Raw genomic sequence first — 19,417 nt, 5'->3', positions numbered from 1 at the left:
GGGCGCTCGGCAGCGAGCGGGGCACGTCGAGGCGGGCGGAGAAGTCGTCGGGACGGCGGCTGACACGTCGTTCGGGGACAGGACCGGATGCCTTCGGCACCGAGGGTGACGTGGCGGCCGTGCTCGCCGACCACGAGGTGGTCCCGTCCGCTGCTTCCACCGTGTCCCCGGGGGCCGCACAGCCGACGGAGGTCTCCCCCGGAGACCGGTGTCCGGCGCGGGCACCGGAGGGAACGGCTGGAGGGGCCGGGGCCGGTGAACGAGTACGCGGGTGGGACCGGGGCGGGGCGGGAGCGGCGGCGCGGGCTCAGCCGTCGTACGGCATCACCTTGACAACCTTGCCTGTCCTGTCCGTCTGGAGATATCCGCTCTGGCTGTACTTGTTGCCGAGGTAGACGGACATCCCGGCGGGGTCGCCGAAGGCGTTGCCCGGCAGGTCCACGACCAGATAGCGGGTGTCCGCGTCGGGCACCTTGAGCTGTCTGCGGGCCTCGGCCAGCAGGGCGGGGACCTTGTCCCACGCGAACCCGTCGAGGCGGATCGGCGTCCCGTCGCCGGGCAGGGTGCCCGAGATGATGTCCTTCTGCACGCCCTGCCCGGCGCGGTAGGTGTACATGTCGTAGGCGGTGTCGCTGCCCTTCACCATCAGCCAGGCGATGACGTAGTGCGGGTACACCGTGAGCCTGCCGAAGCGGTCCCGGCCGGTCTGCTTCTCGAAGGCCGCGACGGCGGTGCGGATGCCCTCGGGTGTCAGCAGGTCCGTGGTGGCGGCCTGCCGCGCGGCCTTGGGTGAGTCGGTACTCCCGCTCCCGGCCGAGGGCGATGTCGTGGTGCGCGCGGTGTTGGAGTCCGTGGACCCCGAGGCGTGGTCGCCCGTGCGCGGCAGCAACGTCCACGCGAGCACGCCGGCGACGGCCACCGCGGCCGTGGGCAGGAGGAGCAGCGTCCGGCGGCGGCGCGGGGCGGGCCCGGCGGACATGGGCGCCGTGGCCTTCGGCGAGACGCCCTGCGGCCGCGCGTCCCACGGCAAGGCGCCCTGCGGTGACGTGCCGTGCGGTGACGTGTCCTGCGGTGGCGCGGACGGGGGTTGCAGCGGGAAAGACGTGGGGGACCCGGTCTGCCGGGCGGCCCGGGCCAGCATCCCTTCCAGTGCGGCGGCGTCCGGGCGGGCCGCCGGGTCGCGGACGAGGACACGGGTGAGGACGTCCGTCAGGGGCCCGGCCTGGACCGGTGGCGGCACGTCCTCGGCGAGGACCGCGGCGAGCGTGGCGAGCGTCGTGCCCCGGCGCAGCGGGTGGCGGCCTTCGACGGCGACGTACAGCATCATCGCGAGCGACCACAGGTCCGCGGCCGGCCCGCCGTCCTTGCCGGAGACCCGTTCCGGCGCCATGAAGTCGGGGGTGCCGATGACCGAACCGGTCGCGGTGAGGGCGGTGGCCTCATGGACGGCGGCGATGCCGAAGTCGGTGAGCACCGGGCGGCCGTCGGGGCGCAGCAGGACGTTGGCCGGTTTCACGTCGCGGTGTTCGATGCCCGCCTCGTGGGCGGCACGGAGCGCCGCCAGCACCTCGCGGCCGATGCGCGCGGCCTCGACCGGGTTCATCGGGCCGACGGCGAGGCGGTCGGCGAGCGAGCCGCCGGTCACCAGCTCCATGACGATCCACGGGTAGGTCCCCGGGCCGCCGTCGACGATGTGATGGATCGTCACCACGTTCGGGTGATCGACCCGGGCCAGGGCGCGGGCCTCCCGCAGCACCCGTTCCCGCAGCAGCCGCGCGGCCTCGGGGTCCCACTCGGCGAGCCCGGGATCGGCCGGCCGTACCTCCTTCACGGCGACGCTGCGCCGCAGCACCAGGTCGGTGGCCCGCCACACCATGCCCATGCCGCCGCCACCGAGCCGTGCCACCAGCTCGAACCGCCCGTCGACCACCCGTCTGGCGGGGTCGTCTCTGCCCTCGTCGTTCATGCGCGGGAGCTTAGTTGGCCCCGCCGACAGGCTCACGCCCGCTCAGTAGGCGGACCCCGGGGTCCGCGTCGTGTAGGCGCACTCCGTGTAGACGTAGCCGTAGCGCAGTCCGGCCGTGTCGGAGCCCGGGGTGGCGGTGCTGTCGTGCTTCGGCTTGTGCACGAAGTACGTGGTGCCGGGCGGCAGGCTGATGGTGCGCTGCGGGTAGTGCTTGCCGCTGTCGCTGCACGGCTCCCAGCCGCTGATGAGCGAGTCGGCGAACGAGTACGCCTTGCAACTGCCGCACGCTTTCAGAGTGAAGCTGCCGGTGACCGGGCCCGTGTACAGGACGGTGATGTCGTCGGGGCTGTCGTTCTTGACGGTCACGGAGATGCCGCCGCCGGAGCCGGTGGTGGGCAGCTTCTTGCCGGCGGCCGGAAGGGTCTGGGCGACCTCGGCTCCGATGGCTATCTTCCGGGCCCGGCCGGCGTTCCTGTGGTGCGGGTTGTCGGTGACGAACTGCCGCATGGTCTGCTGCGCCTGCTCGAAGTCGCCGTCCCGGTACTGCTTGACGCCGCACTCGTACTCCCCGGCGTCACCGCTGCGGCCTGCGCGGCCGGCGACCGCGGTCAGGCCGTCGGCTGCGGCGTCCGTCCCGTTCGAGAGCCGGGTGATCTGGGTGTTCAGCGTGTGCAACCGCTCGACGGCGGTGCAGGGGTCGCTGCCGGAGACGGCCTTCGCGGCCTTCTTCTCGGCCGCGTCCACGGCGGGTACCACCTTGGCGGCCTGGCCGGAGTCGGGGAAGGTGCTCAGCAGGTCGCCGAACCGGGTGACCCAGCCGGTGTCGCCGGTGGCGAGGCCGTCCGCCCCGCACTCGTACAGCGAAGTGGCCAGCCGGTCGTCGGGCCAGTGGGCGAGCGTGCCGAGCTGGTCCTTGGGCATGGAGTCGGGCACCGTCCGCAGGTATGCGAGCGGTGCGACGGCCGAGCAGTAGTCGCGGTGGCTGTAGGCCTCCGCGACGGTCGAGTAGTAGGTCTTCAGGCGGTCGGGAACCTGGGCGGCGGCGCGTGAGCCGGCGTGGTGGACGGCGAGGTCGCGGTAGACGGCCAGGGCGTCCCGGTAGCCGGACTCGGCGGTGGCGAAGTCCTGCCGGCCGGCCGCGCCGACCTGTCGGTCCGCGCGGTCGAGACGGCCGAGGAGGGCGCGTTCGACGGCCTCCTTTCGCGCGCTGTCGTACCAGAGCGCGCCGCCCACCGGGACGGCGAGCAGGACGACGCCCAGCACGAGCGCGACGGGCCGCTGCCCCGGCCACACCAGGCGGGTGCGCAGGCCGGCGAACCAGCCGTGGACGGCGGCCGACAGAAGGAGCACGGCGTACGCCACGAGCGCGGCCGCGGGGACGCCGTCGGCGGCCGCGGGCAGGGCCACGAGCAGCAGGACGACGGTGGCCGCCAGACACACGGCCGCCGGGACGCGTCTTCGCAGGAGCAGGTAGCCCAGGCCGAGGCCGCTCAGGTTGAGCAGGGCGACGGCGGTGGCGCGCAGGGGGTCCGGCGGGGCGGGCGGCGGACTCGACGGCATGGGCGGCACGTAGGGGCCCGGATTCATGAAGGGGCCCGGATCCGGGAAACCGGGAGCCGGGAAGCGCTGGTGCGGGACGCCGTGGTTCTGCGGTCCCTGGTTCGGCAGTTCCTGATGCGGACCGTAGGCGTCCCCGGACATGGCGGCTCCCCCCATTGCTGCCGAATCCCTATGAATTGACAGTGTACGGCCATATGTGCGGGTTCGACAGGGCGCGCGGGCGTCCGGGCGGCCCCGGTCACACTCCGGGGATCTCCTGCTCAGCCCAGATGATCTTGCCGTCTCCGGTGTAGCGGGCGCCCCAGCGGTGGGCGAGCTGGGCCACCAGGAAGAGGCCGCGGCCGCCCTCGTCGGTGCTGCGGGCGTGCCGCAGCCGGGGTGCGGTGCTGCTGGCGTCGGCGACCTCGCAGGTCAGCCGGGCGTCGCGCAACAGCCTCAGCCGGATGGGCGGTTCGGCGTAGCGGATGGCGTTGGTGACCAGTTCGCTGACGATGAGTTCGGTGGTGGTCGCCAGCTCGTCGTAACCCCACGCCACCACCTGCCGGACCGCGTCGGCCCGGACCTCGGCGACGGCGGCCGGGGCGACGGGCACGTCCCAGGAGACGACGTGGCCGGCGCCCAGGGCGTGGGTGCGGGCCAGCAGCAGGGCGATGTCGTCGGGCTGGGGAACGGCGACCAGTTGCTGTACGGCCGCCGTGCACAGCGTGTCGAGGTCGGCGCCGAGGCCGGGGCCGGTCAGGGCGGAGCGGAGGCGGGCCATACCCAGCTCGACGTCCTGGTCGCAGCCTTCGATGAGGCCGTCCGTGTAGAGACCGAACAGGCTGCCCTCGGCGAGTTCGATCTCGGTGGCCTCGAAGGCCATGCCGCCGAGCCCGAGTGGCGGTCCGGCGGGGATCTCGGGGAAGTGGACGTGCCCGTCGGGTGACACGACGACCGGAGGCGGGTGTCCGGCCCGGGCCATCGCGCACCGCCGGGTCACCGGGTCGTAGACGGCGTACAGGCAGGTCGCCCCGACGAACGTGTCCGTGCTGCCCTCCACCACCGCGCCGGTGTTCTCCTCCTCCGCCAGCCGCAGGACGAGGTCGTCGAGGTGGGCGAGGAGTTCGTCGGGGGGCATGTCCATGTCCGCGAGGGTCTGCACGGCGGTGCGCAGCCGGCCCATGCTCGCCGCCGCGGCGAGGCCGTGGCCGACCACGTCGCCGACGACGAGAGCGACCCGGGCGCCGGACAGCGGGATCACGTCGAACCAGTCGCCGCCGACGCCGTCCGCCGCGTCCGCCGGCAGGTAGGAGGAGGCCACGTCCAGCGCCGTGCCACCGGTCAGGACCTGGGGCAGCAGGCTGCGCTGGAGGGTGACGGCCGCCGTGTGCTCCCTCGTGTAGCGGCGGGCGTTGTCGACGCAGACGGCGGCGCGGGTGACCAGTTCCTGGGCGAGCAGGACGTCATCGGGCTCGAAGGAGAGCGGGTTGGCGGAGCGGGCGAACGTGGTCAGGCCCAGGACTGTGTTGCGCGCCCGCATCGGGACCGAGATCAGGGTGTGCAGCCCGAACTCCCGGATGCGGGCGGTCCGCGCGGGCTGTGCGGTGATCCACAGGTGGTCCTCCGGGGTGAGTTCGGGGATGAGGACCGGCTCTCCCCTGATGAGCAGGTCGACGCCGTGCGGAGGGGGCAGGAAGTCGACCCGGTCGCCGATCTTCGCCACGGCCTCGGGGCCGCCTTCGCGGACGGTCTTCAGCGCGGCGCGCCGCATCACCGGCCGGGCGGGCGCCGGGCCCGCGTCGGTCAGCCAGGTGCCGTGCCCCTCGGTGCTGAGGACGGGCTCCAGGAGGTCGACGACGACGAAGTCGGCGAACCGGGGGACGGCGAAGTCGGCGAGTTCCTGGGCCGTGCGCAGCACGTCGAGGGTGGTGCCGATGCGGGTGCCGGCCTCGTTGACCAGCGACAGCAGCTGCCGGGCGGTCCAGCGTTCGGTGACGTCGGAGACCATGTAGCAGACGCCGGTCACGGAGTCGTCGGCGTCGACGAGCGGGAAGAACGACGTCGAGTAGGCGCGCTGGCGGTGCGGATCGGACCAGCTCCAGCCGAGGTACTCGTAGTCGGTGACCGGCTCGCGGGTCGCCAGCACCTTGCGCATCAGGGTCTCGAGGGTGTTCGCCTGCAGGCCGGGCAGCAGTTCGCTCAGCCGGCGGCCCAGGCGCAGCTCGCGCGGCACCCCGCCGAACTGCTCCAGGGTGTCGTTGATCCAGACGTACCGCAGTTCCGGGTCCATCACGGCCATGCCGATCGGTGACCGGGTCAGGAACCCGTCGAGGACGGACTGGCCCACCGTCCACTGCGGGCGCTGCTGCCGCGCCGAGAGCAGGAAGCACTCCTCGCCGCCGATGCGGAAGGAGGCGGAGACCCGCAGGTCGACGACGACACTGCGGCCGTCCTGGTGCCGTACCGGGACCAGGCCGCTCCAGCCCATGCCGGACCGGCAGCGCTCGGCGACTCCGGCGGCCCGGGCCGGGTCGAGACGCATGGCGAGCAGCCGCGCCGCGGGGCGGCCCAGCACCGCGGCGGCCGGATGGCCGAGCAGGGTCTGGGCGCCACGGGTCCAGCCGATCACGTCACCCTTGGCCGACAGCACCGCCACAGCGTCGCTGGAGGCGTCCAGGAGGTCGTGCGGTCCCACGGTCGTCGGCACGTCGAAGTCTTCTCGCGGAGAATCCATTGGCTACATCCTGTATGTACCCCCATGTTCCTGCTTGTCCGCCCGATGCGCACGGCCCGGCGCTGTGCCGGGACGGGTGGCCGGCCACGGTGCGTGCGGCGGGGCGCCGGCCTGGGCACCCGCCCTGGAGTTGGGGCGAGCCGCGGGCCGGGGGCAGCATGGAAGGGCCGCGGCAGCGGCAATGGAAGGGCCGCGGCAGCAGCATCGGCATCGGCCCGGGGAGGTGGTTGTGGGGATGGGTGCAGGTTCCCTGCGGTCCGGTGACGCCGACGGCGCCGGCGGTGAGGAGTACGGCTCCGGCGGTCCGCGTCCGACCGGTCTGCTGGACGTGCTGAGCGTGGCCGCGATAGCGCTGGACACGCAGGGCCGGATCGTGTTCTGGACCCCGCAGGCCGAGGAATTGTTCGGCTACACGTCCGAGGAGGCCCTCTGCAAGAACGCGGCGCGGCTGCTCGTTCAGCCGGAGCATCTCAAGGCCGCGGTGAACGTCTTCATGGAGGTGCTGGAGACGGGACACAGCTGGGCGGGCACCTTCCCGGTCCGGCACAAGGACGGCGGCAGCCGGCTGATGGAGTTCCGCACCATGCGGCTGCTGGACGACCTCGGCGACACCTACGCCCTGGGGATCGTCGCCGACCACGCCCTCCTCCAGCGGCTGGAGACCGACCTGGCGCTGTGCGAGCGGCTGATCAGCCAGTCCCCGATCGGGCTGGCCCTGCTCGACCCCGATCTGCGCTATCTCCTGGTGAACCCGGCGCTGGAGCGGATCGACGGCGTTCCCGCCGAGGAGCACAGCGGCCGCCATCTGCGCGAGACGCTGCCGCTGCCCGACATCGACACCGTGGAGTCGGCACTGCGCCAGGTGCTCACCACGGGCACGCCGCTGCTCGACCAGTACCACGTCGGCCGTCCGCCGGCCGATCCGGAGCACGAGCACGCCTGGTCGCTGTCGTTCTACCGCCTGGAGGATCCCGGCGGCCGGGTCCTGGGTGCCGCGATCTCGGCCGTCGACGTGACGGAACGGCACCGCGCGGCCGCCGAGGCCGACCGGGCCAGACGCCGCCTCGCCCTGATCGCCGACGCCTCGGCCCGGGTGGGCACCTCGCTGGAGGTGGAGCGCACGGCGCACGAGCTGGCCGAGATCGCCACTCCGGTGCTCGCCGACGTGGTCGCGGTGGACGTGCTGGACTCGGCGCTCGCCCTGCGCCGCGCACGCCGTCCTGACAACGGGCCGGAGCTGTTCCGCGCCCTCGCTCTCAAGGCGGCCCAGCCCACCGTCGCGCTGCGGGCCGCCGACCCGCCCGGCGACCTCGCCGCCTATGACGGCGACCGGCTGGTCACGCTGTGCGTGCACACCGCCCGCCCGGTGCTGGTCCCGCACGTCGGCAAGCACGATCTGCCGCGCATCGCGCGCAGCCCGGAGGGCGGTGCCCTGCTGGCGGAGGCGGGCGTGCACTCGTATCTGGTGGTGCCGCTGATCGCGCACGGTGAGGTGCTCGGCGCCTTCGACCTCAAGCGGACCCGCAATCCGCTCCCCTTCGACGAGGACGACGTCGTCCTCGCCACCGAGCTGGCCTCCCGGGCGGCCGTGGCCATCGACAACGCCCGCTGGTTCCAGAGCGTCCGCAACACCTCGCTCACCCTCCAGCGCAGTCTCCTGCCCGACCACCCGCCCCGGCACACCGGCCTCGAACTGGCCTCCCGCTACGAACCGGCCCAGGCGACGAGCGAGGTGGGCGGCGACTGGTACGACGTGATCCCGCTGTCCCAGGACCGGACCGCGCTGGTCGTGGGCGACGTGATGGGCAACGGCATCGACGCGGCCGCCACCATGGGCCGGCTGCGCACGGCCACCTGCGCGTACGCGGACCTGGAGCTGCCCCCGGCCGCGGTGCTGCGGCACCTGGACCGGATCACCTGCGAACTGGAGCACTACATCGTGACCTGCCTGTACGCGGTGTACGACCCGCGCACCAGGCGCTGCGAGGTATCCAACGCGGGCCACATGCCGCCCGCGCTGGTGCACTCGGGCCGGCCGCCGGCCCTGCTGGAGCTGCCGACGGCCGCCCCCCTCGGCGTCGGCGGCATTCCCTTCGAGACCACGACCGTCGCCCTGGAAGCCGGTGACCTCCTGGTGCTGTACACCGACGGCCTGGTCGAGACCCGCCGCCACCCCATCGACGAACGCCTCGACGTCCTCCTCGGCTTCCTCGACGAGCCCGACCGGCCGCTGGAGGAGACCTGCGACCTGCTCCTGCACGGCCTGCGCCACCCGGACGACCACGACGACGTGGCCCTGCTGATGGCCCGGGCACTGTGAAAGCACCCCGAGGACAGCGCCCCAAAGGGGCGCGGGGAACTGCGCGACCAGCCAGAACGGCGCCGCAGACACACGACGGCCCCTCGCGCACGGCGCCCCCTACGCCCTGCGGCACTCCGTCCGGCAGAAGCACGACGCACCGATCGGCACGTCCGCGACAGCGACCGCCAGCTTCAGCTGCTGGGCCACGATCCGCGCCTCGCCGTCCCTGCCGAGCCGCCGGAGGCATTCGTGGAAGCCGTGCAGGGCCCAGACGTTGCCCGGGTGCTGCAACGCCCGGGGCAGGGTGTCGTCGAGGCCGAGGTCGGCGCGGTAGACCGCCTCGGCCTCGGCGGTCCGGCCGCGTTCGAGGAGCAGGGCGCCATAGGCGTGCCGGGTGGGCTGCATCCAGCCCCAGGGTTCGTCGTACGGGAGATGGTCGTCCAGGTCGACCGAGCGCCGCAGTTCGGTGAAGGCCGTGTCGAAGTCGCCTTTGCGGTAGGCGAGTTCGCCGTCGAGCATGGCGGAGGCGATGGCCAGGATGTCGGCACAGGTGTTGTTGAAGAGCATGCGGGTGGCCGGGACCGCGGCGGCCGCGTCCCGGAAGCGGGCCCGGTCGGTCTCGGCTTCGGGGATCCGGCCCGTGGCCGCGTGTGCGACCCCGCGCGCGTAGTGCAGCATCGCGGTGGTCACGCAGTACAGCCGGGGGTCGGCGGGCAGCGGCAGGCGCAGGATGTCGTCCCAGCGGCCGAAGCGGACCAGCACGTGCACCCGCATCGCCAGGAAGCCTTCCAGCCAGTCGGCCATCGGCGGGCTCTGCACCCGCAGCAGTTCCTCCGGTACGGCGGCTTCGAGCCGTTCGGCGGTGGCGAGGGCGTCCCCGAGGCGGCCCAGGAACATCGCGCCGTAGATCCCGAAGTGCAGGTTGTGGCAGCGGTAGAGGGTGTAGAAGTTCATCGCGCCGGCGCGGGCGTGGTACTTCTCGTCGGCGGCGACGGCCGCGGCGTTGTCGGAGACGACGCGCCGGTAGTCGCCGCACAGGACTTCCAGGTGCGAGGGCATGTGCTGGAGGTGCCCGGCGTCGGGCACCAGGTCGCGCAGCCGGCCGGCGGCCGGCAGGGCGGTCTCGGGCGTGGGCGACATCTCCATCAGGTGGATGTAGAGGTGCAGCAGCCCGGGGTGCCTGGTGCCGGCCTCCGCTCCGAGGCCCCGCTCCAGGACGGCCTTCACCTCCTCGGTGCGGGCCCCGTCGGCCGGCCGGCCCCTGCGGATGTCCCAGAGCCGCCAGGGGGTGAGGTTCATCAGGGCGTCGGCGTAGAGAGCCGCGACGTCGAGGTCGTCGGGCGCCAGTGCGCAGGCGGTGCGCAGGCGGTCGGCGTAGGCGGTGTTCCAGACGGAGCAGGCCGCCGTGTCCGGGGCCGCGGCCTGCGGGTAGCGGGCGCGCAGCGCCTCGATCAGGGCGCGTTCGACGGGAGTCGCATGCGCGGCCTTGACGTGGGCGCGTTCCACGGCGGCGTGCGTCCGCGCCACCGTGCGCGTCAGGTCCTCGCTGTCGAAGAACTCCCAGGGCTTGTTGTAGTTGGGGCCGAGGGCGTAGGCGACGCCCCAGTCGGCCATGGCGCAGTCCGGGTCCGCCGCGCCGGCCGCCTCGAAACAGCGCACGGCCTCCTCGTGGTTGAAGGCGTAGGTCCAGTTCAGCCCGCGGTCGAACCAGGTCTGTGCTTCGGGGGACGACGTCGTCACGCGCCGGCTGTGACTGCCCAGGTCGTAGTAGTCCACGGTGGCGAACCTATCGACGCCATGCGGGCGGTTGATCCCTTTTCATCCGAAGTCATGAGAGCGGCGCGGCGGTTGACGGTCCGCCGCGCCGCTCGTGCCGCCGCTTTCTCAGGGCGCGACCGCGCGTCCGGTCTGCGGGGAGATCCGCCCGGAGCACAGCCCCTTGGTCGCCAGGGTCTGTGCGATGCGCGGGACGGCGGCCAGGGTGTTGGCCGGCCACTCGTGCATCAGGATGATCTGGCCGTTGGTGAGCCTGGAGACGGCCTGGACGATGGCGTCGGTGCTGGCGCCGTTCCAGTCCTGCGAGTCGACGTCCCAGATGATCTCGGTGAGTCCGTACTTGGCCTCGACCGTCCGCACGGTCGCGTTGGTCTCGCCGTACGGCGGCCGGAACAGGACCGGGGTCCCGCCGCCGGCGGCGGCGATGGCCGACTGGGTGCGGGAGATCTCCGAGTCGATCTGCGCCTGGGTCTCCTGGGTCAGGTGGGGGTGGGTGTAGCTGTGGTCGCCGACCCACATGCCCGCGTTGACCTCGGCCCTGACCTGCGCCGGATAGGCCGCCGCGTACTGGCCCTCGTTGAACATGGTGGCTCGCAGCCCGTTGGCGTTGAGGGCGCTGAGCAGGCCCGGGGTGTGGGCGGTTGACGGCCCGTCGTCGAAGGTGAGGCCGACGTAGCCGGCGCAGGTGGCGGAGTGGGCCGGGGCGGCGCCGGCGGCGAGGGTGCCCGCGGCGGCCAGGGCGACGGCGGCGGCGGTCGCCACCAGGGGGCGTAACGAGCGTTCCGCTACGGCACCCATCACGCCACCGTGATGTTCGAGTTGCCGCTGCTCTGGTAGCCCTCGGTCGCGAGGATCTGGTAGTAGCTGAAGCTGCCGAGGGGCATGCCGGCCCTGGCCCAGGCGTCGAAGTGGTTGCCGGTGGTGATGGTGCCACCGGTCCGCTTGGCCTGGCGGACGCTCCAGTACTGGTTGAAGGTCTTGGTGCCTTCGACGGAAGGGGCGTTGTACCGCGTCGTCAGGTAGATGTCGTAGGTGCCGCCGTCGCTGGTGACGCTGCCCTTGTAGGTTCCGGTGGGCCGGTAGTTGCCCCAGTTGTCGACGATGTAGTACTCGACGAGGGGGTTCGAGGTCCAGCCGTAGAGGGACAGGTAGCCGTTGCCGGAGGGGTTGAAGCTTCCGGAGTAGGTCACGTTCCGGCGGGCGCCGGTGCTCCAGCCCTTGCCGCAGACGAAGTTGCCGGTGTTGCTCCAGTTGGTGCTGTAGTTGCCGCCGGAGCCCAGGGTCATGGAGACCGTGCCCTGTGCGTCGGTCCAGAACGAGTAGTAGTAGCCGTTGTTGGTGCCCGTCTGGTTGGTGGTGACGACCGTGGCGGCCCGGGCGGTGCCGGGCAGGGCCAGCCCGGCGGCTGCGCCCAGCAGCAGGGCTCCGGCACTCCTGCGGCTCAGGGAGTGGTCGAGCGGGTTCATGGGATGCCTCCTCGTGTGGCCTGTGCGGGTGTGGCTTGGTGGGGAGTGTTGGTCTGCCCATGACACCTGTCAACAGTTTCGGTAATTATTTCGAAACCTTCGGTTCGGATCATCGATCACATCCGCAGTTCAGAGACGCCTAGAGCGAGTCGTAGATCGGCACCGTGACAGGCAAGCCGTGACGAGATCAACTGACCCAGTCCACAAATCCCGAATGTTTCGACACTTGGCGCGAATGCTGCTGTCGATGAGAGGAACATGCCGCTGGGTGGAGCAATCCCCGGCGCGCCGGGCGGAGGCCCGGAAGGCTGGCCGTCTTGTCGAGATTCGTAGGCCAGGAGTCCCGGGTGAGACACGACAGTGGCGACCCTTCACTGCCCGCACCCCCCGCGTGGATGCGCTGGCTACCGGTCCTGTACGTCGCCGGCGTGCTGCTGATCGAACCGGTCACCCCGGTGCAGTGGCCGGTGAGTTTCGTACTGATCGCCCTGCCCCTGGTGACCGCCTTCGCGCACCCGCCCGCCGCCGTCGCCGTCGCCACCGCCCTCGCCATCGGCCTCGAACTTCTCCTGGCCGGAACTCCCTGCTGTGCGGGGCGCTCCGTCGGCTACGTCTGGGAGCGGCACTACGTGGCCGCCTACGTGTGTACGGCCCTGGTGGGCGCCCTGGGCGCGATCCTGGCGGCGCACCGGATCCGCCGGGAACGCACCCTGGCGGATGTCCGGTTCGTGGCCGAGATCGCGCAGCGCGTCCTGCTCAGGCCGGTTCCGCACCGGATCGGGAACCTGCTGCTGGAGAGCTTCTACCTGTCCGCCGCCGCCGAGGCACGGATCGGCGGTGACCTCTTCGAGGCCGTTCCCACCCCGTACGGGGTACGGCTGCTCATCGGGGACGTACGCGGCAAGGGGCTGCTCGCGGTGGAGACCGCGGCGGCGATGCTGGGCGCGTTCCGCGAGGCGGCGCACGACGAGCCCGACCTGCGTGCCCTGGTCGAGCGGGTGGACATCAGCATGGCCCGCCGCGCCGACCGGCTGGGCGGGACCGAACTCGGCGAGCGGTTCGTCACGGCCGTGTTCGCCGAGATCCCCGAGGACGAGAGGATCGTCCGCGTCCTCAACTGCGGCCATCCGCCGCCGCTGCTCATCCGCCCCGGCGAGGTGCACGAGCTGGACGAGGGACAGCCGGGGCCGCCGCTGAACCTCGGCATGCTCGTCGGGGACCCCTACCGCGTCGACACCTACCCGTTCGGCCCCGGCGACCAGCTGCTGCTGTACACGGACGGGATCACGGAGACCCGGAACCCGGCCGGCTCCTTCTACCCGCTGCTCCAGCGGCTGCGGTCCTGGGGGCCCATGCCGCCCCCGGAGCTGCTGGAACGGCTCCATCAGGACCTGCTGGACTACAGCCACGACCAGCTCCAGGACGACACGGCCGCCCTCACCGCCTTCCTGCTGCCCGAGGGTACGGCCGAGACGGCGGGCGGCGGCCAGGACTCCCGTTCGCCGTGAGCCCGGTTCGCGGGGCCGGTCAGCGGAAGCCGGCACCCTGGCCCAGGGGGAGTTCGCCGGAGTAGTTGATCGTGCCGGTGGCGGAGCGCAGGTACGGCTTCCGGGCGTCGGAACCGGACTCGCGGCCGCCGCCGGTGTCCTTCCCGCCGCCGAAGGCACCGCCCGTCCCGGCTCCGGAGATGCCGACGTTCACGTCGGCGACACCGCGGTCGGACCCGGCGGCGGGCAGGAAGACCTCGGCCTCCCGCCGGCCGCGGGTGAAGAGGCTGGACGGCAGCGCCTGCGCTGACATGACGCGGCCCTTCGGCCGGCGACGGTGCGGCGGTCCCCTCTTCGACGGTAGCCGGCCGGGCGGCCGTCGCACCGATGCCGGGGCTGCCCGCGGACACCGGGAAAAGCGCAGGCAGGCGGGCTACGGAAAACCCACTGGACCGGCCCTCACAGCCGATCCCTAACATATGACGTCAAGACAACCATGCGACCGGCTCGTTGGATGCGTGCCGGTCGAGGTCGCCGATGCCAGGGTCCGCTCCCCGGGCTGCGGTGATCTTCCTACCCAGGAGGACCTTCCGCATGTTCCGACGAATTGGCAGTGCCGTCGTCCGACATCCCGTCTGGACGATCGTGGCATGGCTGATCGCGGCGGTGGCGATCGTCGCCACCGCTCCGAGCCTGCCCTCGAACAGCGACGAGAGCAGCTTCCTGCCCAAGAGTTACGAGTCCATCAAAGCAGCGGAACTCCAGGCGAAGGCGTTCCCCAGCGCCTTCACCCCGTCCGCGATCGCGCTGTACCAGCGCACCGACGGCGGCACGCTCACCGCCGAGGACAAGAAGGACGTCGCCCGGATCACCACCGCACTGGGCGCCAGGCACATCGACCAGGTCCAGAAGGTCGTCCCCGGCCAGCCGTCGAAGGACGGCAGGTACGACCTGACGCTGGTGCAGATGGACAGCAAGAAAGCCGGCCAGCCCGTGCAGGCCGACGCGGCCAAGGTGTTGCGCGACGACGTCAAGCAACTGGCCAAGGGCACCAACCTGGAGGTCAAGCTGGGCGGTTCGGCCGCCCAGGCCCTCGACCAGCAGGACTCGTCCAAGCGCGGTCAGGCGCTGATCGGCATCGGCACCTTCGTGATCATCCTGGTCACCCTGCTGATCATCTTCCGGGCGCCGATCCTCGCCTTCCTGCCCCTGGTGGTGATCGGCGTGGTGTCCGCCATCGCCAACGGCCTGATCGCGTACGCCACCAAACTGTTCGGCCTGCAGGCCAACAGTTCCGTGTCCTCGATCCTGATCGTCGTGCTGTTCGGCGTGGGCACGGACTACTTCCTGTTCCTGATGTTCCGGTACCGCGAACGCCTGCGCGCGGGTGACGAACCCAAGGCGGCCATGGTCAACGCGGTCGGCCGGGTCGGTGAGGCCATCGCCTCGGCGGCCGGCGCGGTGATCATCGCCTTCCTCGCGCTGGTGCTGTCCACCCTGGGCTTCCTGAAGCAGATGGGCCCGGCACTGGCCATCGCGGTCTCGGCCACCCTGGTCGCGGGACTCACGCTGATCCCGGCCGTCGTCTCGCTCATCGGACCGAAGGTGTTCTGGCCGTCCAAGTCCTGGCAGCAGGAGCCGGCGAACGCCCGTTTCGCGGCCCTGGGCCGTGCCGTGCGGCGCCGCCCCGGGCTGACCGCGGCGGCCTCCGGCCTGGTCCTGGTCGTGCTGTCGCTGGGCACGCTGGGCTACCACGCCACGTTCGACCTGGCCTCGGGCTCGATGCCCAAGACCAAGGAGTCCATGGTCGTCCAGGACCAGATGCAGAAGGCGTACTCGGCCGGTGCCGCCGCGCCCACCGACGTCTACCTCTCCAGCACCGACGGAAAGCCGCTGGACACCTCCGCCTTCCGCGCGTACGCGTCGAAGCTCGGCGCCGTGGACGGCGTCGCGAGCGCCCGGATGGCCCAGGTGAACAAGGCCGGCACCACGGCGGACTTCACCGTCACCCTCAAGTACGAGGCGTCCACGGACCGGGCGATAGCCACGGTGGGCCGGATACGGGACGTCGCGCACGCCGGCGCTCCACAGGGGACCGAGGCGCTCGTCGGCGGTATGTCCTCGATCTACAAGGACATCGACTCCGCGGTCAACCACGACTACCGGACGGTGTTCCCCGTCGCCGCCCTGCTGATCATGGTGATCCTGGGGCTGCTGCTGCGCAGCGTGGTCGCTCCCTGGTACCTGATCGCCTCGGTGGGCCTCGGCTTCGGCGCCACGCTGGGCGCCACGGTCTGGATCTTCCAGGACGCGCAGAACAAGCCCGGTCTGATGTTCATGCTGCCGGTGATCATGTATCTCTTCGTGGTCGCCATCGGCACGGACTACAACATCCTCATGATCGCCCGGCTCCGTGAGGAGGCCCGCGAGGGCCGGGAGCCGCGCGAGGCAGCCGGCATGGCACTGCGGCACGCGGGCCCCACGGTGGCCGCGGCCGGCTTCATCCTGGCGGCGACCTTCGCCACGATGATGCTGGCGGGCAACTCGCTGCTCACGGAGATGGGTTTCGCGGTCTCCTTCGGCATCGCGGTGGCCGCCTTCGTCATGGCGATGTTCTTCACCCCGAGCCTCACCGCGCTCATCGGCCACGCGGCCTGGTGGCCGGGCCACGCCGACCGGGCGGAACCGGCGGCGGGCACGGAGCACGGGGGCGGCACGCCGGTCACCGGGGAGGACCGGAACACACCCGCCGGGCGTCACGGCTAGCGGCGCGTTTCCGGTCGCCGCGCAGGAGGACGGGACCGGGGGAATCCGCAGTGCTGACCCCCGGTCCCGTCCCCTGACGAGGCGATGCATGACCGCACTGACCGTCGACGCCGAGTGACTCAGCGCCTTCACCTGGCCGGTGCGCGCCGGCCAGGCGAAGGCGTGTCGGGTGTCTGGTCGTCGCCGGTGCTACGCCGCGAGAGCGTGCCCGGGGTGCAGGACGACCTTGGTGTAGCCCTCGATCCGCTGGTCGAACTTCTCGTAGGCGCCCGGCGCCTCCTCCAGCGGCAGTTCGTGGGAGACCACGAAGCTGGGCTTGGCTCGCCCCGCGATGATCAGGTCACGCAACTGGCGGTTGTACTGCTTGACGTTGCACTGACCGGTGCCCATCCGCTGCCCCTTCTCGAACATCCTGCCGATGGACACGAGCAGCTGGCCGTGCTTGGCGTGCTCGTCGGGTCCGCCCGGGTCGGAGGGGACGTACAGGCCCGGCACGCCGAGCATGCCGGTCGGCCGTACCGTCTCGACGAGGCTGTTCAGGACGACGGCGGGTTCCTCGTGGCTCGCGTCGTGCGCCTGGGCCTGGTAGCCGACGGCGTCGACGCCCTTGTCCGTCCCCTCGCCTCCGGTCTGCTCCTTGATCTGTTCGGCCGGGTCGCCCTTGGTGAAGTCGATCGCGATCGCGCCGATCTGCTCGGCCTTGGCGAGCCGCTCGGGCACGCGGTCGACCGAGAACACCTTGGACGCGCCGCGCAGCAGCGCGGAGTACGCGGCCATCAGCCCTACCGGTCCGGCTCCGAAGACGGCGACGCTCTCACCAGGTGTCACCTGGGCCAGCTCACAGCCGTGATAGCCGGTCGGGAAGATGTCGGCGAGCAGCACGAAATCGGTCTCGAACTCGTTGCCCGGCGGCAGCTTCAGGCAGTTGAAGTCGGCGAACGGCACCCGCAGGAGTTCTGCCTGGCCGCCCTTGTAGGGGCCCATGGCCACATAGCCGTAGGCTCCGCCGGCGAAGCCCGGATTCACCGTGAGGCAGAAACCAGTCTTCCCGGCCAGGCAGTTCTTGCAGAAGCCGCAGGCGACGTTGAACGGCATGACGACCCTGTCGCCCTCGGACAGCGAGGTCACGCCGGAGCCGATCTCCTCGACGATGCCGAGGTTCTCGTGCCCGAAGACGATGCCCGCCTCGGCTGCCGTGCGCCCTTCGTACATGTGCAGGTCGGACCCGCAGATGGCGGACGATGTGACCCGTACCAGCACGTCGTTCGGGTGCTGGATCCGTGGATCGTCGACGTCCCTGACGGTGACGCTGAACGGCTTCTCGTAGACAACGGCTTTCACCAGGCTCACCTCCGCGTCGAACGCCGGGCGACTGACGGACCGTGCCGACCGAGACTTTGGCCAGGAGAAACACGTCGAGGCAGGGCCCCTCGTCCATGCCGTAACCCTGGGCGCTCTTGTTTCACCATCGGATACTTCCAGAAAACGCCTCTCGCGCAGGCGCTGCAAGCCGGGCCGCGCCCCGACGCCCGGCCCGGCAGGAACGCGGTGCGCCGACGGCCCGTGCCGGACAGCGTGGCGACGCCGGTGCGGGCACACACCGCCATCGTGTGCTCGCCGCCCGTCGAGGCGGCGCCCGTCCTGGTCGGCTCCTGTGCGGTCGGGGCGATCTCCCGTGCCGTGGCGCGGCATCCCACGGCGGACGGACGGCCGCCGGCTGCCGGGTGTTCACCGGGCGAAGGAGCGCAGCTGCGGCGCCTGGCCCGACGGGCCTGCCGCCTTCCGGCCGCGCAGCCGGCGGTCGAAGAAGGATGCGAGGCAGGCCCGTTCGGCGGGGATCGCGCGGGCCGGGGCGATGGTGCCGATGTTCTCCACGACCGTCGTGCGGGGCAGGCCGAGCCGGCGGGCGAGCTGCGGGATCATCGCCTCCTCGTCGGTGAACGTGGCGTGTTCGGCGCCGCGCAGGGACAGCCCTTCGCGCGGGCCGCGGCTGTGCCGCCACAGCGAGTTCCAGGACGGGACCGTGCTCAGGTCGTTGCCGTCCTTGCCGATCAACAGGAAGGGGCGGTCGAGCCCGTCGGCGGCGACGGTGGAGAGGTGGCCCGGGTCGCCGTCGTCCTGGACGTAGGCGACCACGCCGTCCAGGTTGGCTCCGGCCGCGATGCGCCGGTCGTCGTGCATCGTCTGGAGCGCGGTGAAACCGCCCCCCGAATGACCGAACATGCCGATGCGGTCCAGGTCCGGCGCGCCGCGCAGTCCCCGGGGCAGCGCACGGGGCAGTTCGTCGAGCAGGAAGCGGGTGTCGGCCACCCGTACGTCGATCGTCTTCTTCAGGAGGGCCGCGATGCGTTTCTTGTCCGGGTAGGCCTTGTCGTACTCCGCGGGAAGCACGGTGCGTTCGACGCGGCCGCCGGGGAACTGGACGGCCGTGGCGTCGTAGGTGTGGTCGAGCATCACCACGACGTAGCCGCGGGAAGCGAGGTCGTCGCAGAGGGTGGTGCCGAGGGAACGCGGGTCGCCGGTGCCGGGTGAGTAGCAGACGACCGGGCACGGGCCGCGGTCCCGGTCGGCCGGGGCGCCTTGGTGCGCGTGGGTGCGGGTGGCCGCCCAGTCGACCTTGTCGGCGGGCACGTCGGCGAGGTTGTTGACGGCGGCGAAACCGGCGGCCTCCCCGGGCAGCATCTGCGGCGCCCTCGGGTGGCCGCCGGTGTCCCGCGCCGGATAGCGGACGCTGATCATCAGCTCCCGGTACGGCTGTGCGGTGATCCAGGGATCGGCGCGTGAGGTGTCGACCAGGCGCAGGGAGACCGTCCCCACCGGACACGGGCCGCTGGGCGCGGGCAGGGTCAGCCGCACCGGCCCCGCCGTGCGCGGTGCGGCCGAAGCGGTGCGCGCGGAGAGGGCGGGCAGGGTGGCGGCGGCGACGGCCGACAGCAGGGCGGTGCGGCGGGTGAGCAAGGCATGGCCTCCTTGGGTGCGCGGGCGGCGCGGAGCACGCGTGTTCAGTGGCTCCTCCCAGCTTTGTGGACGGGGCCCGGCGGCCACCATCCGGCAACCCGGTTGGCACGCCGTGGGGTTAGCCCTACGCCCGGCCCCGCGCCGGTAGCCGGCGGGCCGACAGTTCAGCGCCGGGGACGGCACGGGCCGGGTGAGGTGCCGGGCGAAGAAGCGGGCCGCGCTGTCCGCCTCGGACCTGGTGTGTGCCTTGTGCCTGCCCGCGTTGACGTGCAGCGTCTTCTGCCGGGAGGCGAAGGTGTCGAACAGCGCAGGACCGGCTTCGCGCGCGGAATGTGTTCGTCGTCCCGCTGGAGACGGAAATTCGTCCAAGCCTCGCCGGTCTTTGTCCATGGACGGGGCCACCGTCGGCGATGAGGGTCGGTT

10 protein-coding genes and 2 pseudogenes are annotated in these 19,417 nt (G+C 71.9%); 3 read left to right on the top strand and 9 right to left on the bottom strand.

Features of this window, described 5'->3' with window-relative positions; translation table 11 throughout:
- Positions 1-307: 307 nt before the first annotated feature.
- The 3 genes from LQ326_RS09390 to LQ326_RS09380 form a co-directional block, all read right to left on the bottom strand.
- A complete protein-coding gene (locus LQ326_RS09390) occupies positions 308-1,966 on the bottom strand; it encodes a serine/threonine-protein kinase (RefSeq protein ID WP_234534556.1) in 1,659 nt (552 codons plus the stop codon).
- A 42-nt stretch (positions 1,967-2,008) separates the two neighbouring features.
- Complete coding sequence (locus LQ326_RS09385) at positions 2,009-3,553, bottom strand: hypothetical protein (protein ID WP_234534873.1); 1,545 nt, start codon at positions 3,551-3,553, stop codon at positions 2,009-2,011.
- A 211-nt stretch (positions 3,554-3,764) separates the two neighbouring features.
- Entirely contained in the window at positions 3,765-6,239 is a 2,475-nt protein-coding gene (locus LQ326_RS09380) for a SpoIIE family protein phosphatase (protein ID WP_234534554.1), read from the bottom strand.
- A 235-nt stretch (positions 6,240-6,474) separates the two neighbouring features.
- Between LQ326_RS09380 and LQ326_RS09375 the strand changes: the two genes are divergently transcribed.
- On the top strand, positions 6,475-8,559 hold the full coding sequence (locus LQ326_RS09375; RefSeq protein ID WP_234534552.1) for a SpoIIE family protein phosphatase: 2,085 nt from the start codon (positions 6,475-6,477) through the stop codon (positions 8,557-8,559).
- Positions 8,560-8,658: 99 nt separating this feature from the next.
- Here the strand turns inward: LQ326_RS09375 and LQ326_RS09370 are convergent, their stop codons facing one another.
- From LQ326_RS09370 to LQ326_RS09360, 3 genes and pseudogenes are all read right to left on the bottom strand, one after another.
- Positions 8,659-10,317 (bottom strand): tetratricopeptide repeat protein, encoded by a 1,659-nt coding sequence (locus LQ326_RS09370; protein WP_234534550.1) that lies wholly within the window; start codon positions 10,315-10,317, stop codon positions 8,659-8,661.
- Positions 10,318-10,428: 111 nt separating this feature from the next.
- A pseudogene (locus tag LQ326_RS09365) lies at positions 10,429-11,115 on the bottom strand (polysaccharide deacetylase family protein); the annotation flags it as partial.
- Positions 11,115-11,783 carry a glycoside hydrolase family 11 protein gene (locus tag LQ326_RS09360; protein ID WP_234534548.1) on the bottom strand — a complete coding sequence of 223 codons (669 nt, stop codon included), beginning with the start codon at positions 11,781-11,783 and terminating at the stop codon, positions 11,115-11,117. The pseudogene LQ326_RS09365 and the gene LQ326_RS09360, both read right to left, overlap by 1 nt.
- A gap of 347 nt (positions 11,784-12,130) precedes the next feature.
- On the opposite strand from LQ326_RS09360, the gene LQ326_RS09355 reads away from it, so the two are divergent.
- Complete coding sequence (locus tag LQ326_RS09355; RefSeq protein ID WP_234534545.1) at positions 12,131-13,291, top strand: PP2C family protein-serine/threonine phosphatase; 1,161 nt, start codon at positions 12,131-12,133, stop codon at positions 13,289-13,291.
- Between the two features lie 19 nt (positions 13,292-13,310).
- On the opposite strand, the pseudogene LQ326_RS09350 reads toward LQ326_RS09355, so the two are convergent.
- Positions 13,311-13,574, bottom strand: a pseudogene (locus LQ326_RS09350) (aldehyde dehydrogenase family protein); the annotation flags it as partial.
- 290 nt (positions 13,575-13,864) lie between these two features.
- Here LQ326_RS09350 and LQ326_RS09345 point away from each other — a divergent pair.
- Positions 13,865-16,036, top strand: a complete 2,172-nt coding sequence (locus tag LQ326_RS09345) for an MMPL family transporter (RefSeq protein ID WP_234534544.1) — start codon at positions 13,865-13,867, stop codon at positions 16,034-16,036.
- Between the two features lie 189 nt (positions 16,037-16,225).
- Here LQ326_RS09345 and LQ326_RS09340 read toward each other — a convergent pair whose 3' ends face one another.
- Entirely contained in the window at positions 16,226-17,377 is a 1,152-nt protein-coding gene (locus LQ326_RS09340; protein WP_234534542.1) for a glutathione-independent formaldehyde dehydrogenase, read from the bottom strand.
- A 387-nt stretch (positions 17,378-17,764) separates the two neighbouring features.
- Entirely contained in the window at positions 17,765-18,994 is a 1,230-nt protein-coding gene (locus LQ326_RS09335) for an alpha/beta hydrolase family protein (protein ID WP_234534540.1), read from the bottom strand.
- Positions 18,995-19,417: the final 423 nt, after the last annotated feature.

This window comes from Streptomyces shenzhenensis, from assembly GCF_021462265.1.
Taxonomy (GTDB): domain Bacteria; phylum Actinomycetota; class Actinomycetes; order Streptomycetales; family Streptomycetaceae; genus Streptomyces; species Streptomyces shenzhenensis.
This window is presented reverse-complemented; position numbering and strand designations above follow the sequence as displayed.

What these genes read in the sequence shown, in the direction of transcription:
- LQ326_RS09360 (WP_234534548.1), bottom strand. Translation starts at nt 11,783, where the DNA reads ATGAACCCGCTCGACCACTCCCTGAGCCGCAGGAGTGCCGGAGCCCTG.
- LQ326_RS09380 (WP_234534554.1), bottom strand. Translation starts at nt 6,239, where the DNA reads ATGGATTCTCCGCGAGAAGACTTCGACGTGCCGACGACCGTGGGACCG.
- LQ326_RS09390 (WP_234534556.1), bottom strand. Translation starts at nt 1,966, where the DNA reads ATGAACGACGAGGGCAGAGACGACCCCGCCAGACGGGTGGTCGACGGG.
- LQ326_RS09375 (WP_234534552.1), top strand. Translation starts at nt 6,475, where the DNA reads ATGGGTGCAGGTTCCCTGCGGTCCGGTGACGCCGACGGCGCCGGCGGT.
- LQ326_RS09385 (WP_234534873.1), bottom strand. Translation starts at nt 3,553, where the DNA reads ATGAATCCGGGCCCCTACGTGCCGCCCATGCCGTCGAGTCCGCCGCCC.
- LQ326_RS09345 (WP_234534544.1), top strand. Translation starts at nt 13,865, where the DNA reads ATGTTCCGACGAATTGGCAGTGCCGTCGTCCGACATCCCGTCTGGACG.